Origin of the sequence: Microbacterium hydrothermale, assembly GCF_004854025.1 — a bacterium.
In the GTDB taxonomy this organism is placed as follows: Bacteria; Actinomycetota; Actinomycetes; order Actinomycetales; family Microbacteriaceae; genus Microbacterium; species Microbacterium hydrothermale.
In genome coordinates, this window is record NZ_STGM01000014.1 from 12,998 (window position 1) to 27,393 (window position 14,396).

Sequence of the window (14,396 nt, forward strand, 5' to 3'; positions counted from 1 at the left end):
GGGCGCGCGCTCGGACGTCGGCGCGCGGCGGATAGGGTTGCGAGTCGAAGCCCCCACCCGCCCGCACCCCGGAGGTGTCTCGTGACCACGATGCGCGACGTCGCCCAGCGCGCCGGGGTGAGCACGAAGACCGTGTCGCGCGTCTTCAACGACGACCCGCACGTGCTGCCCGACACCCGCGCGCTGGTCGAGGCGGCCATGCGCGAGCTCAACTACGTGCCCAACGCCCTGGCCACGACGTTCCGCGCGGGTCGGGCGTCGGTGATCGGCGTCGCCGTGCCCGACGTCGTCGACCCGTTCTTCGCGGCGATCGCGCGCGCGGTCGAGGACACCGCCCGCCGGCACGGGCTGTCGACGCTCGTCACGAGTCTCGGCGAGAACCCCGACGACGAGAAGCCCGCCCTCGAGTCCCTGCTCGGACGCCAGCTGACGGGGCTCGTGATCGCCCCGGTCGGCACCGACCACTCGTGGCTCGAGCGCTGGCGCGGGCACACCCCGATCGTGTTCGTCGACCGCGCTCCCGTCGGACTCACCACCGACACGTTCACCGAGAACGACGAGGCCGGAGCGCACCTGGCGACGACCCACCTGCTGTCGCACGGTCATCGCCGCATCGCGTACGTCGGCGACATGGTGCACCTCTCCACCGAGACCAAGCGCGTGGAGGGCTGGCGCCGGGCTCTGCGCGAAGCGGGGATCGACGTCGACGAGGCTCTCGTGGCCTCGCAGGTCGCGACGCGCGAGGCCGCGGCATCCGCCCTCGAGCGTCTGCGGGCGCTGCCCGAGCCGCCCACGGCGATCTTCTCGGCCAACGCGCGCTCGTCGATGGCGCTCGCGCACGTGCTGCGGGGCGAGCCGATGCCCTTCGTCGGGTTCGGCGACTTCCCGATGGCCGACACCCTGACGCCTGCCGTCACGGTGATCGACCAGGACCCGCGTCGCATCGGCGCGCTCGCCGCCGAGCGCGTGTTCGCGCGTCTCGAGCCCGACGCCGGCCTGGGCCTCGACGAGGTCACGGTCATCGACGTGTCGCTCGTCGAGCGGGAGTCGTGCGCGGTCTGATCGTGCTCTCCGCGGCGCGGTCGAGCGGCTCGAGCCCCTCGGACGACCGGGGCCGGTCCCGTCGACGGGCTCGGACCGACGCACATCGTCGCGCCCGGGGCAAGAGCGCTCACCCGTCGGGGCGCGGGCGGTAGGAAAGACAGGGACAGACGCCACCGCTCCCGAGAAGAGGGCTCCGATGACGACCTCCCCGCACCCCGACCGCCGCCCCGCCGCTCGGACGGAGGTGGCGTCGTGAGGCTCACCGACACCAGCGACCTGTGGTGGAAGACCGCCGTCTTCTACAACCTCGACGTCGAGACGTACCTCGATGCCGATGACGACGGCGTGGGCGACCTGCGCGGTCTCGCGCAGCGGCTCGACCACCTCGCCGAGCTCGGCGTGACGTGCCTCTGGCTCGCCCCGTTCTATCCCTCGCCGCAGCGCGACAACGGGTACGACATCGAGGACTACTACGGTGTCGACCCCCGTTACGGTTCGCTCGGCGACATGGTCGAGGTGTTGCGCACGGCCCACGACCGCGGGATGCGCGTGATCGTCGACCTCGTCGTGAACCACACCTCCGATCGGCATCCGTGGTTCCAGCAGGCGCGGCAGAGCCCCGACAGTCGCTACCGGCACTTCTACCAGTGGAGCGACGAGGTGCCCGACGACGCCCCGGCGAGCATGTTCCCCGACGTCGAGGACGGGGTCTGGTTCTTCGACGAGACCGCGGGGCAGTACTACAAGCATTCCTTCTACCGGCATCAGCCCGACCTCGCCACCGACCACCCCGAGGTGCGCGAGGAGATCGCGAAGGTCATCGGCTTCTGGCTCGAGCTGGGTGTCGACGGTTTCCGCGTGGATGCCGTGCCCCACCTCATCGATGGAGACGACGGGCCCGAGCACGACTTCCTCCGCGCGCTGCGGGGATACGTCTCGCGTCGCAGCGGTCACGCCATGATGCTCGGCGAGGTCAACCTGCCCTACGACGAGCAGCTGCGTTTCTTCGGCGACGCCGACGGCGACGAGCTCACGATGCAGTTCGACTTCGTCGCCAATCAGCGGCTGTACCTCGCCCTGGCCCGGCAGGATGCCGCGCCCCTGCGTGAGGCGCTGGAGTCGCGGCCCGCGATCGCCCGCGGCAACCAGTGGGGCAACTTCGTGCGCAACCACGACGAGCTCACGCTCGATCAGTTGAGCGCCGACGAGCGGGAGGAGGTGTTCACAGCCTTCGCCCCCGAGGAGGGCCAGCGCATCCACGGCCGGGGCATCACGCGCCGCCTGCCGTCGATGCTCGAGGGCGACCCGCGCCGCATCCGCATGGTCTACAGCCTGATGTTCTCTCTGCCCGGGGCGCCGGTGCTGTACTACGGCGAGGAGATCGGGATGGGCGAGAATCCCACGATCTCGGGCAGTCGCGCGGCCGTGCGCACGCCGATGCAGTGGACCGCGGACATCGACGCGGGCTTCTCGGGGGCGGACGACCTCATCGCCGACGTCGTCCCCGGTGGATTCGCGCCCGAGCACGTCAACGTCGCGCAGCAGCGGCGCGACCCCGACTCGATGCTGCGGTTCACGCAGAACCTCGTGCGTCAGTACCGGGCGTCCCCCGAGATCGGGTGGGGGGAGCTCGGCATCCTGGATCAACCCCACGCGTGCGTGCTGGCCCACTCGGTCACGAGCGAGCTGGGCATGCTCGTCGCCGCGCACAACTTCGCCCCCGACGGCCGCACCTTCCGCCTGCGGATCGAGGGAGCGGATGCGGATGCGCATGCCGGGACCTGGCGCCTCGTCGATCTTCTCGACGACGCGGGCGGGGCGCAGACCCTGGACGGCGACGGGTTCGAGGTGACGCTCGACGGGTACGGGTACCGATGGTGGCGGGTCATCCGGCCGGGTGAGCGGCGGATCGCCTGAGAGATGCGCGGGACCCTCGCGCGAGCGTATTCACGGGAATAGGCTGAATCGGCATCATCGTTGCTGCCGCGAGGGTCGATGGGACGGTTATGGAGCCGCAGACGTTCTCCACCCGACGAGTGGGTCGCGCCGGGCGCATCAGCGCCTGGGAGGCCCACCACGAACGTGCGCTCGTCGGCCTGGCCTGCGTCGCGCCGCGGTCGGGAGCGTTCGACGCGACCGTGCGCAGCGCCCGCGTCGGGCCGTTCGACGTGGCCCACGTCGTCGCGACGCCCCACGCCGTGAGACGCACGCGCGCGCACATCGTCGCCCATGACGAGCCCGGCCGGGCGATCTACCTGACCCGCCGGGGCGATGCGCGCCTGATCACTGACGAGCAGGTCCTGGGACACGGCCCCGGATCGGCCGTCGTCTGCGCCACCGACCGGCCGTTCTCCCGGGAGTTCCGGGGCGGGGTCGACGAGATCGTCATCGCGTTCTCGGATGCGGACGCCGCGCACCTGCTCGCGACCGAGGCGGTTCCGACGGGACGGCTCGATGTCGGCGCATCCGCGACGATGCGACTCGTCGCGGGCGCGGTCCATCGTCGCGTGATGGGGAGGCTCGCGTCGTCGGGCTCGTCAGACGACGACCTCATCGACCGGATCCGGTTGCTCCTGGTTCCGGGGCTCGCGTCGACGGAGGCGGGCCGGCGGAGCATCGTGCTCGACTTCGTCGACGCGCACCTCGACGACACCCGACTGAACACCGCGTCCGTCGCCGCCCGTCTCGACCTCACGGATCGCACGATGCGTCGGCTCTTCTCCTCCGCGGAGCGGAGTCTGGCCGAGGAGATCCGGACGCGGCGGCTCTCGGCCGCTCTCCACATGCTGCGCGGGACCGTGCCGATCGGAGAGATCGCCGGACGGTGCGGCTTCGCGTCTCACCCGCACTTCAGCCGGGCCTTCCGGATGCACTACGGGTGCACGCCTCGGGAGGTCCGCTCCGGGCACCCCGTTTGACGAAACCGGACATCGAGGGAGCCTTTCGCCTTCGTCGACGGACGTCGCGGGGTCGCCGACGCATACTTCCCGGGACGCCACGAGGTCGTGGCGCAGGGATGAAGGACGGACCCATGGCGGTTTTCGATGACGGCATCACCGACACAGCCCTCCCGGACGCCGGAGTGGTGCATACCGATGTGCTGATCATCGGGACGGGCCCCGCCGGCGCGTCGGCCGCCCTGGCGCTGGCGACGCTCGGCATCGACACCGTGATGATCACGAAGTACCGGTGGACGGCGAACACCCCGCGCGCCCACATCACGAATCAGCGGGCCATGGAGTTCTTCCGCGACATGGGCATCGAGGATCAGGTGAAAGCCGATTCGACCCCGCACGAGATGATCGGCGACACCGTGTTCTGCACCTCGCTCGCCGGGGAGGAACTCGGCCGGATCCTCAGCTGGGGGACGAGCCCCGCGCGCCACGCCGACTACGTCGCCGCATCCCCGACGCTCAACTGCGACGTGCCCCAGAACTACCTCGAGCCGATCCTCGTGCGCAACGCCACGGCGCGGGGGACGCAGACGCGGTTCTCGAGCGAGTACCTGTCGCATGTCCAGGACGACGCGGGCGTGACCGTGCGCGTCCTCGACCGGGTGACCGGACGGCCGTACGAGGTGAGGGCGAAGTACGTCATCGCCGCGGACGGAGCGCGGTCGCGCGTCGTCGCCGACCTCGACCTCCCGTTGGAGGGCCGCATGGACATCGCCGGGTCGATGAACATCACGTTCACCGCCGACATCGACCACCTCGTCGGCCACCGCCCGAGCGTTCTCTACTGGGTCGTGCAGCCCGGCTCGAACGTCGGGGGAATCGGTGCCGGCCTGATCCGCATGGTGCGGCCCTGGAACGAATGGCTCATCGTGTGGGGATACGACATCGACGGTCCGGAACCGGTCATCGACGAGGCCGCGGCCGTGCAGATCGTCCGCAACCTGATCGGTGATCCCGACCTCGAGGTCACCATCACCGGGACCTCCCTGTGGGGGAACAACGAGATGTACGCCACACGCCTGCAGAAGGGACGCGTGTTCGCCGCGGGAGACGCGATCCATCGGCATCCCCCCTCCAACGGATTGGGATCGAACACCTCGATCCAGGACGCCTACAACCTCGCCTGGAAGCTCGCCGCGGTGATCCGCGGACAGGCGGGCGAGGCCCTCCTCGAGACGTACACGGCCGAGCGCGCGCCGGTCGCCCGGCAGATCGTCCTCCGGGCCAACAAGTCGGGGCGCGAATTCGGGGAGCTCTTCACCGCGCTCGGCATCACCGACGCCGAGACGGAGGAGGAGATGCGGGACCTCATCGAGGAGCGCAAGGACGACACCCCGCGCGGGCGGGCCAAGCGTCGGGCGATCACCGCGGCGATGGAGCTGAAGAACTACGAGTTCAACGCCCACGGCGTGGAGATGGGCCAGTTCTACCGGTCGTCCGCCGTCGTCCCGGACGGAACCTCCCGGCCTGCTCCGACGCGCGACCCGGAGCTGTACTACGAGCCGTCGACCGTCCCCGGCTCGCCGCTCCCGCACGCATGGGTCGGCGACGCGCGCCGATCGTGCTCGACGCTCGACCTGGCGCCCAGCTCGCGCTTCACCCTGTTCACCGGAATCGCGGGGCAGGCATGGGCCAACGCGGTCCCCGAGGTCGCCGACCGTCTGGGCGTGCCGATCGAAGCGGTCGTCATCGGACCGGGCCGGACGTACACGGACCTGTATTTCGATTGGGAGCGGCTGCGCGGTATCGATGAAGAGGGAGCCCTGCTCGTCCGACCCGACAAAATCGTCGCCTGGCGTGCTCCGCACCTTTCGAGCGACCCGGCCGGGGTGCTCGCATCCGCCCTCGCCGCGATCCTCAGCAGGTCGCGATGACGCGCCCCGTCTCGTTCGTCCACACCACGCCGGCGGCTCGCGTCGTCTTCTCGTCGGGCCGGGCGCTGACCGGCACCGTCGCCGAGATCGAGCGGATGGGGGCGACCCGGGTCATGGTGATCGCGTCGCCGTCGCAGGCCGAGCTCGCGAGAGCCCTCCGCGCCGCCGTTCCCGTCGCGCGGGAGTGGAGTGAGGTCGCCCCGCACGTCCCGGTCGACGTGGCCGACCGGGCTCGACACGCGGCGACCGAGGAGCGCGTCGACGCCGTCGTCGCGATCGGCGGAGGTTCGGCGATCGGTTTGGCGAAGGCGATCGCGCTGACCACGGGCATCCCGATCATCGCGGTTCCGACCACGTACGCCGGATCCGAAGCCACCGACGTCTGGGGTCTGACCGAGAACGGCCGCAAGACCACCGGGTCGGATCCCCGCGTGCTGCCCCGTGTGATCGTCTACGACCCCGAGCTCACCGCCTCGCTGCCACGGGACCTGGCCGTCGCCTCGGGACTGAACGCCCTCGCGCACTGCATCGACTCGCTATGGGCGCCCAACCGGGACCCGATCAATGCGGCGCTCGCGACCGAGGGGGCGCGGTGCCTGGCTTCGGGCATGCGCGCCCTCGTGCGCGACGACGCCGACCCGGCCGGGCGGGAGCAGACACTGCTCGGCACGTATCTCGCCGCGGCCGCCTTCGCCTCGGCCGGGTCGGGTCTGCACCACAAGATCTGCCACGTCCTGGGCGGGACGTACGGACTGCCGCACGCGCAGACGCACGCGATCGTGCTGCCCTACGTCACGGCGTTCACGATCCCGTTCGCGCCCGATGCGGCGCAGCGCCTGCGCATGGCCTTCTCGGCGGAGGACCCCCTCGGCGGACTCCTCGATCTTCGTCGAGACGTCGGCGCGCCCGTCGCCCTGCGGGACTACGGATTCCGTCGGCAGGACATCCGCGATGCGGCGGAGCTCGTTCTGCCGGTCGTCCCGCCTTCGCATCCCCGTCCTGTGACGCGAGAAGACCTCGAGTCCCTTTTGACGGCCGCGTGGGTCGGGGCGCCGGCGGAACCTCTCGGGACAGGAGAAGGAAATGAATGAGCACACCCCGTCGCCGCAGCAGCGCGCCCGCGAGGAGGAGCTGATCGAGACCGTCGTCGACTCGTTCGCCGCGGCGCCCGACGTACGGCTGAAAGAGGTCATGCAGGCCCTCACCCGCCACCTGCACGCGTTCGTGCGCGAGGTGCGCCTGACCGAGGAGGAATGGGCGGCCGGTATCGCGTTCCTCAACGCGGCGGGCCGGATCACCGACGAGCGGCGACAGGAGTTCATCCTGCTCTCCGACGTGCTCGGTGTCTCGATGCAGACCGTCGCCGTCAACAACGAGGCCTACGGCGACGCCACCGAGGCGACGGTGTTCGGTCCGTTCTTCACCGAGGACGCACCGCTCATCGAGAACGGGGGCGACATCGCCGGAGGCGCGCCCGGTCGACCCTGCTGGGTCGAGGGCACGGTGACGGACACCGCGGGGGCCCCGGTCGCGGGAGCACGTATCGAGGTGTGGGAGGCCGATGAAGACGGCTTCTACGACGTCCAGTACGGCGACGACCGCGTCGCGGGGCGCGCCCACCTCTACACCGACGAGGACGGACGCTACCGGTTCTGGGGTCTCACTCCCACGCCCTACCCGATTCCGAACGACGGGCCGGTCGGGAAGCTCCTGGATGCCGTGGGCCGGTCGCCGATGCGTGCCTCGCACCTGCACTTCATGGTGTCGGCTGCGCAGATGCGGACCCTCGTCACGCACATCTTCGTCCGGGGAGACGAACTGCTCGACCGGGATTCGGTGTTCGGCGTGAAGGAGTCGCTGATCATGGACTTCTCCGAGCAGGCCGCGGGAAGCGAGACCCCGGACGGCCGCGATCTGGGCGGGCGGAGCTGGTCGCGGACCCGATTCGACATCGTCCTGGCCCCCGCTTCCGAACCGACGAACACCCGCGCCGAGGCGCAGAAAGGGACGGACCGATGACGTTCTTCGACCCGCAGACCTGGGAGGGCCGCTACTTCGACGGATCGTGGGTGAGCACTCCCGACACCGCGGCTGTCGTGTCGCCGTCCACCGGCGAGACGATCGCCCGAGTGGCCGCGCCCACCGCCGCCGACCTCGACCGGAGCGCGGATGCCGCGCATCGCGCGCAGACCGCGTGGGCGGCCGCGCCCGCCGAGGAACGGGCCGCCGTGATGCGCCGCGCCGCGACCATCATCGAGGAGAACACCGAGACGCTCGCGCGCTGGCTCGGCGACGAGGCCGGATCCGCGCAGGGCAAGGCTCACTTCGAGGCCGGGCTCGTCGCCAACGAGTTCCATCTCGCCGCGGCGACCGCGATGATGCCCTACGGTCAGCTGCTGCGCTCCGCGCGTCCGCGGTTGAGCCTCAGTCGACGCCGACCGGTGGGGGTGGTGGGTGTCATCTCGCCGTTCAACTTCCCCGGCATCCTGTCGGCGCGCTCGATCGCTCCCGCCCTCGCCCTCGGCAACGCGGTGGTGCTCAAGCCCGATCCCCGCACGAGCGTGAGCGGCGGACTGTTCTTCGCGGCGGTGCTCGAGGCGGCCGGGGTCCCCGCGGGGGTGTTCTCGGTGCTGCCCGGCGGCGTCGAGGTCGGGTCGGCTCTCGTGGACCACCCCGCCGTGCCCGTCATCTCGTTCACCGGTTCCACCGAGGCGGGGCGCGTCATCGGAGCCCGGGCGGGACAGCTCCTCAAGCGCGCGCACCTCGAGCTCGGCGGCAACAACGCCCTCGTCGTCCTCGGCGACGTCGACGTCGCCGCCGCGGCATCCGCGGGGGCGTGGGGGTCGTTCCTGCACCAGGGCCAGATCTGCATGACGACCGGGCGTCACCTCGTGCACGCCAGCATCTACGACGAGTACGTCGAGACCCTCAGCGCGAAGGCGGCGGCCCTCCCCGCGGGCGACCCGGCGACCGGCGCACCCCTCGGCCCGATCATCGACGAGCGTCAGCGCGACAAGATCGACGCCATCGTGCGCGAGACGGCGGATGCCGGGGCCCGGGTCACCGCGGGCGGGCACTACGACCGGCTGTTCTACGAGGCGACGGTGCTGGCCGACGTGACCCCCGAGCACGCCGCCTTCCAGAAGGAGATCTTCGGTCCCGTCGCCCCCGTGACGCGGTTCAGCTCGGTCGACGAGCTCGTCGACCTCGTCAACGCGAGCGACTACGGGCTCTCGCTGGGCATCCTCGCGAAGGACGCCTTCCGCGCCTACGCGCTCGCGGATCGTCTGCCCAGCGGCATCCTGCACATCAACGATCAGACGGTCGACGACGAGTCGCAGGCACCGTTCGGCGGCGTCGGCGCATCCGGAACGGGAGCGCGCTTCGGCGGGCACGAGGCCAACATCGAGGCGTTCACCGAAACCCAGTGGGTCACGATGCAGGCCGACGTGGCGACCTATCCGTTCTGACCCGCGCGATCGCGGTCGACGACCCGACGGAGACGCGAACGGGCGCGGCACCCCCCAATGGTGCCGCGCCCGTCGCGGACGGATCGGGAAGCCTCCCCGATCGCACGCGCGCAGGGGTTCCCCCACGGACACCCCGCGCGCGGTCTCCTCCATAAAAGCACAGCGCTTCGTAATTAGCACCCGGCAACTGGTCGTAAATACGATCAGTCCGTCGTCTCCGTGCCCCCGCGGCGTCTACGATCGGAGAGTGGGTCGCGGTGCTGTCGGACCACCCTCGCGGTACTCCCGCCGAGTGGTGGCGAACGTGGATCGCCTGCGGAGGGCGCAAGGGCTCACCGTCGGCGAGCTGCTCCGTCGCGCCGGAATGACGAAGAGCTACTACCAGGCGCGCGCCGGTTTCTCGCTGCCCTACAACACGAACGACATCGAAGCGCTCGCCGCCGCCCTCGGGGTGACGCCCGAGGAGGTCGCCAACCCCGATTCCGCGCCGCGGGTCGAGATGAGGGTCCCGGCGGCCCCCGTCGCCGCGCGGGTCCGCCGACTCGTCGAGAGCCAGGCCGCGCGCGAGAGCGACCTGCTGACGCACCTCCACGAGATCGACCCCGCCGCGGCCGAGAGCGCGCGGGTTCTCCTCGCCGCCGCGACCAACACCGTCGTGCTCGACGAAGAGGTGCTCCGTCTCATCACGCACTGGGCGGACGTGCCGACCGAGTACCTCACCGACTACACCGACGACGCCGTGACCGATCGCACCGACGCCGAACTCGAGTTGCGCGAGGCGATGCGCGACGCCGGCGCCAGCAGCATCCAGTTCCGCGCCCTGGGCGAGATGTCGCCCGACGCCCTGCGCGCGATCGCGCACTCGTTGCGAGGCAGGCCGCCCGCGACATGAACAGCCGTGAGGGGGGACGGCGGTGACGGAGGCGGATGAGGTGCTCGCCCGCGTGCGAGCGCGCGCGGATCGCGCCGTCCGCCGTGCCGAGCTCGCGCCGGGGATGACCTTCGAACAGGTCGTCGAAGCGGTCGAGCGGGCCCTGCGGATACGGCTGCGCATCGTCGCCGAGACCGACACCAGCGGCTGGGGGACGCTGACCGGCTTCGTCACCTCGTTCGGCGACCGTCGCGAGGCCAGCATCCACGTGCGGGCCTCGGATGCCCCCGTCTACCGGCAGTTCGCCGCCTCGCACGAACTGGGGCACCTCCTCGACGACGCGCACTGCGCGGGATCGCTGCACGAGCGCTCCTCGGTCTCGCCGCACGACAACCCCGATCTGAGCACGCCCGAGTACGAGGCGGAGCTGGTGGCCGAGCACGTCGCCCACCGGATCGCGCGTCTGCTCTACGCGTCGCCGAGGGTGGCGGAGTCGTCGTGGTGACCGTCATCCTCATCGACGTCGCTCTCGCGGGTCTCCTGCTGGTCGTCGCGTTGCGGGCGCGGGTGGCCTGGCGCCAGCCGCGCGCGCGCATCGCGTGGTTCGCCGCCCTGATCGGCTCGATCGCCCTGCTGACCCAGGGCACCGTCGTCCCCCTCGAACTGCTCGACGGCCTGCTCGGCGGGACCAACGTGCTCAAGCTCGTGCAGAACGTCCTGACCATGGTCGCGCTGTGGCTCGGCATCCAGGCCGGAACGGCCCCCGTGACGGCGCGCATCCGGACGCTGCGCTGGTGGTTCCCGGCCTCTCTCGCGGCGCTGTTCGCCGTCGTGTTCTTCGTCGCGGTGCCCGAGCGGGGGTCGTCGTCGTTCCTCTTCCTCGAGAACCTGGCCGCGACCTCGACCGGCGCATGGGCGTACGGGGTGCTGCACATGGCGGGGATCGCTCTCGTCGGCCTGCTGCTGTTCCGCTCGGCCCGCCCCTCGCTGCCGAAACCGCGCGTGTTCTTCCGCGTCGGGGCCGTCGGCATCGTCCTCGGGTGCGTGAGCGAGATCGTCGACCTCACGCTCTCGCGGTTCTTCGCGCCGGACGCGGTCGTGAGCGCGCTCTTCGACCCCCTGTTCTACCTCGGCGTCGTGTCGTTCGTGATCGGCATCTTCGTGGCATCCCGTTCATCGACGACGATCCGTCGCCGCGGCGAAGACCTCCTCGCGCGGCTCGAACCGGTCGCGCGCGAACGCGGGGTCCGCTCGTTCGCGGGGGTGCCCGCCGACGCCGTCGTCGAGACGCGCCTGCACGCCCTCCGGGTCGCCGTCGAGGACGACGCGATCGCCACCTCATCGCCGCTGAGCCCCGCGCAACGCGCGCTCATCGACGAGATCGACGCCCACCTCACCCGCCGAACCACGGGAGTACGTCCATGATCCGATCCCTCGCCATCGGTACCGGTGTCGCCGCCGCGACCGTCGCCGTCGCCCACGAGGCGCTCGCCGGCTACGTCGCTCGCCGGCTCATCGCACCGCGCGCGCCGAAGGTATACGCCCCCATCACCGTCGCCGGCGACACCGTCACCGTGCCCGCGACCCTCGAGAGCCGCGAACCGGGCACCTACGGGCTCTGGCTCGACGACGGCCGTCACGTCGTGGTCGGCGAACCGCTGCGCATCGGGAAGGACCGGGTCGTGCGCGAGCTCGCCTCGCGTCCGGACGGGCTCGCAGACGGGGAGGCCGTGGCCACCTGGACCTCGCAGAGCATCGGCGCCCCCGAAGACGTCGGGCCCACCCGCCACGTGTCGGTGCCGCTGCGCCGCGGCGGCGTCGCCGAGGCCTGGGAGATCGGCGATCGCGACACGGCCGACGGGCGGTGGACGATCCACGTGCACGGCCTGCGCTCGAGCCGCAACGGCGCCCTGCGCTCGACCCCGGCCACGGCGGACGCGGGCTGGATGTCGCTCGTCGTGTCCTACGCCGGCGACGAGGAGTGCGCCCCCGCCGACGCCCTGCCCTCGACGCTCGGTACGCGCGAGTGGCGCGACGTCGACGACGCGATCGCCTACGCCGTCGCCCAGGGCGCGCGCGAGATCGTGCTGGTCGCGTGGTCGATGGGCGGGACGATCGCGATGCTCGCCCTCGAGCAGTCGGCCCACCGCGACCGCGTCACCGCCCTCGTGCTCGTGGCACCGGCGCTGGACTGGACGCGGGTGGTCGAGAACGCCGTCGCCGGAGCCCGCTTGCCGCGCTCGATCGCGGGGGCCTCGATGCGCATCCTCGGCAGTCGAATCGGCGCGCGGGCGCTGGGACTCATCGAGGCCGTCGACGCCCCGGCGCTCAACTGGGTCGACGGCCCCCGGCCGGCACCGACCGTGCCGACGCTCATCGTGCACAGCCTGCGCGACCCCGTGGTGCCGGTGAGCGGATCGCTCGCGTACGTGAAGCGGCATCCGGATGCCGAGCTCGTCGCGTTCGACGCGACCGGGCACTGCAACGAGGCGAACCAGGATCCGGTCCGCTTCCGCGAGGCGATCACGGGCTTCCTGCGGAACCGACCGCGCGTCTGACGCGTCGGTCGGTCAGGCGGAGAGCGCGGCGATCGCTCCGCGCGCGCCGTGTTCGGCCAAAGCCGCGCGCGCCGCCAGGTAGGCGTCGCGCAGGCGGGGATTCTGCCCGAGGTCGCCGAACACCGGCGCGTAGTCGAGGAGCTTCTCGGCGTCGTCGGCGACGATCGCGCGCAGCTCGTCGAGGCGGCTGTCGACCGCGGGGGTCTCTTCCCCGGTCTCGGTGCGGCCCTCGAGGAACACGCTCCACCCCGCGAGCACGAGGGCGGCATGGTCGATGCGCCCGCCCGACGCGAGCTGCTCGCGAACGACGGGCAGCAGGAACTTGGGCAGTCGGTCGGAGCCGTCGACCACCTGACGTGCGAGGGTGTCGCGGATCGCCTCGCTGCCGAAGCGCGCGATGAGCTGGTCGCAGTAGGCGTCGAGGTCGATGCCCGGAACCGGTCGCAGCGTCGGTATCGCCTCGTCGTGCATGTAGCCCTGCAGGAAGTCGACGAACAGGGGATCCGTACACACCTCGTGCACGTAGTGCGCACCCGACAGGATGCCGAGGTAGCTCATCGCCTGGTGCGAGGCGTTGAGCAGCCGCAGCTTCATGAGCTCGTAGGGCTCGACGTCGTCGACCAGTTGCACGCCGACCTCGTCGAACGGCGGGCGGCCGGCGGGGAAGCGGTCTTCGAGCACCCACTGCTCGAAGGACTCGCTGCGCACCGGCCAGCGATCGCGGATGCCGAACTCCGAGGCGACGGCGGCGCGCGTCTCGTCGGTGGTGACGGGGGTGATGCGGTCGACCATCGAGTTCGGGAACGCCACGTTCGCGGCGATCCAGGCGGCCAGTTCGGGGTCGCGTCGCTCGGCGAACCCGAGCAGTGCCGCACGGGCGACGTGGCCGTTGCCCTGGATGTTGTCGCACGACATGACCGTGAACGCCGGGATGCCGGCATCCCGCCGCCGGCGGAGCCCCTCGGCGAGCAGACCCATGACGCTGCGCGGGGCCAGTTCGCCGTCGAGGTCGGCGAGGGTCGCCTCGTCGCGCGGGGCGTAGGCGCCGGTCGCGTCGTCGATGCCGTAGCCGCCCTCGGTGATGGTGAGCGAGACGATCGCGGTGTCGGGGTCGGCGAGCTTGGCGACGACCGCCTCGGGGTCATCGGGGACGAAGAGGTAGTCGACGATCGAGCCGACCACGCGGGCTGTGGAGGAGCCGTCGGGGGCGGTCGTGACGAGCGTGTAGAGGTCGTCTTGAGTGGCGAGGGCGTCGCGCATCGCCGCGTCGAAGGAGAGGACCCCGACGCCGCACAGCCCCCACTCGGTGTGTCCGGCCTCGAGCAGGCGGTCGAGGTACATGGCCTCGTGCGCCCGGTGGAAGCCGCCGACGCCGAAGTGCACGATGCGCGCGCGCACGGCCGACCGGTCGTACGTCGGAACGGAGACGTTCGCCGCGAGGGAGGGGAGGGCGGCGGCGGTGAGGTCGGTCATGCGGTACTCCGGGGTGCGTGGCGTGAGTCGCCAGGTTTCGTCGCTTCGAGGGGGTCTGAAGCGACAACAGCTGGCGACTCACGCGGGGAGGGTGGGGGGTGGATGCCGGGGCCTCCGCGTGGGGGCGGGGGTCCCGGCATCCGGGATCAGGC

General features: G+C 71.3%; 12 protein-coding genes. 11 read left to right on the forward strand and 1 reads right to left on the reverse strand.

The window, feature by feature from the left end; genetic code table 11:
• Positions 1–90: 90 nt before the first annotated feature.
• The 11 genes from FB047_RS16675 to FB047_RS16725 all read left to right on the forward strand — a co-directional run bounded on the left by FB047_RS16675 (position 91) and on the right by FB047_RS16725 (position 12,771).
• Positions 91–1,062 carry a LacI family DNA-binding transcriptional regulator gene (locus FB047_RS16675; RefSeq protein ID WP_136588343.1) on the forward strand — a complete coding sequence of 324 codons (972 nt, stop codon included), beginning with the start codon at positions 91–93 and terminating at the stop codon, positions 1,060–1,062.
• A 234-nt stretch (positions 1,063–1,296) separates the two neighbouring features.
• Positions 1,297–2,961 (forward strand): alpha-amylase family protein, encoded by a 1,665-nt coding sequence (locus FB047_RS16680; protein WP_136588328.1) that lies wholly within the window; start codon positions 1,297–1,299, stop codon positions 2,959–2,961.
• 89 nt (positions 2,962–3,050) lie between these two features.
• Complete coding sequence (locus FB047_RS16685; RefSeq protein WP_136588329.1) at positions 3,051–3,962, forward strand: helix-turn-helix transcriptional regulator; 912 nt, start codon at positions 3,051–3,053, stop codon at positions 3,960–3,962.
• A 113-nt stretch (positions 3,963–4,075) separates the two neighbouring features.
• Positions 4,076–5,872 (forward strand): FAD-dependent oxidoreductase, encoded by a 1,797-nt coding sequence (locus FB047_RS16690; protein WP_136588330.1) that lies wholly within the window; start codon positions 4,076–4,078, stop codon positions 5,870–5,872.
• Positions 5,869–6,963 (forward strand): maleylacetate reductase, encoded by a 1,095-nt coding sequence (locus FB047_RS16695; RefSeq protein ID WP_136588331.1) that lies wholly within the window; start codon positions 5,869–5,871, stop codon positions 6,961–6,963. Before FB047_RS16690 ends, FB047_RS16695 begins: the two co-directional genes overlap by 4 nt.
• Positions 6,956–7,891: a dioxygenase family protein gene (locus FB047_RS16700; RefSeq protein WP_136588332.1), complete on the forward strand. Its 936-nt coding sequence runs from the start codon at positions 6,956–6,958 to the stop codon at positions 7,889–7,891. Before FB047_RS16695 ends, FB047_RS16700 begins: the two co-directional genes overlap by 8 nt.
• Positions 7,888–9,342, forward strand: a complete 1,455-nt coding sequence (locus FB047_RS16705) for an aldehyde dehydrogenase family protein (RefSeq protein WP_136588333.1) — start codon at positions 7,888–7,890, stop codon at positions 9,340–9,342. Before FB047_RS16700 ends, FB047_RS16705 begins: the two co-directional genes overlap by 4 nt.
• Positions 9,343–9,634: 292 nt before the next feature.
• Entirely contained in the window at positions 9,635–10,234 is a 600-nt protein-coding gene (locus FB047_RS16710; RefSeq protein ID WP_167494280.1) for a helix-turn-helix domain-containing protein, read from the forward strand.
• 22 nt (positions 10,235–10,256) lie between these two features.
• On the forward strand, positions 10,257–10,718 hold the full coding sequence (locus FB047_RS16715; RefSeq protein WP_136588335.1) for a hypothetical protein: 462 nt from the start codon (positions 10,257–10,259) through the stop codon (positions 10,716–10,718).
• Positions 10,712–11,638, forward strand: a complete 927-nt coding sequence (locus FB047_RS16720; RefSeq protein WP_136588336.1) for a hypothetical protein — start codon at positions 10,712–10,714, stop codon at positions 11,636–11,638. Before FB047_RS16715 ends, FB047_RS16720 begins: the two co-directional genes overlap by 7 nt.
• The gene (locus tag FB047_RS16725; RefSeq protein WP_136588337.1) at positions 11,635–12,771 is read left to right on the forward strand and encodes an alpha/beta hydrolase family protein; all 1,137 of its coding nucleotides are present in this window, start codon (positions 11,635–11,637) and stop codon (positions 12,769–12,771) included. Before FB047_RS16720 ends, FB047_RS16725 begins: the two co-directional genes overlap by 4 nt.
• Positions 12,772–12,783: 12 nt before the next feature.
• On the opposite strand, the gene FB047_RS16730 is transcribed toward FB047_RS16725, so the two are convergent.
• Positions 12,784–14,244: a mannitol dehydrogenase family protein gene (locus tag FB047_RS16730; protein WP_136588338.1), complete on the reverse strand. Its 1,461-nt coding sequence runs from the start codon at positions 14,242–14,244 to the stop codon at positions 12,784–12,786.
• Positions 14,245–14,396 lie beyond the last annotated feature (152 nt).

What these genes read in the sequence shown, in the direction of transcription:
- FB047_RS16675 (WP_136588343.1), top strand. Translation starts at nt 91, where the DNA reads ATGCGCGACGTCGCCCAGCGCGCCGGGGTGAGCACGAAGACCGTGTCG.
- FB047_RS16685 (WP_136588329.1), top strand. Translation starts at nt 3,051, where the DNA reads ATGGAGCCGCAGACGTTCTCCACCCGACGAGTGGGTCGCGCCGGGCGC.
- FB047_RS16690 (WP_136588330.1), top strand. Translation starts at nt 4,076, where the DNA reads ATGGCGGTTTTCGATGACGGCATCACCGACACAGCCCTCCCGGACGCC.
- FB047_RS16695 (WP_136588331.1), top strand. Translation starts at nt 5,869, where the DNA reads ATGACGCGCCCCGTCTCGTTCGTCCACACCACGCCGGCGGCTCGCGTC.
- FB047_RS16700 (WP_136588332.1), top strand. Translation starts at nt 6,956, where the DNA reads ATGAATGAGCACACCCCGTCGCCGCAGCAGCGCGCCCGCGAGGAGGAG.
- FB047_RS16705 (WP_136588333.1), top strand. Translation starts at nt 7,888, where the DNA reads ATGACGTTCTTCGACCCGCAGACCTGGGAGGGCCGCTACTTCGACGGA.
- FB047_RS16725 (WP_136588337.1), top strand. Translation starts at nt 11,635, where the DNA reads ATGATCCGATCCCTCGCCATCGGTACCGGTGTCGCCGCCGCGACCGTC.
- FB047_RS16730 (WP_136588338.1), bottom strand. Translation starts at nt 14,244, where the DNA reads ATGACCGACCTCACCGCCGCCGCCCTCCCCTCCCTCGCGGCGAACGTC.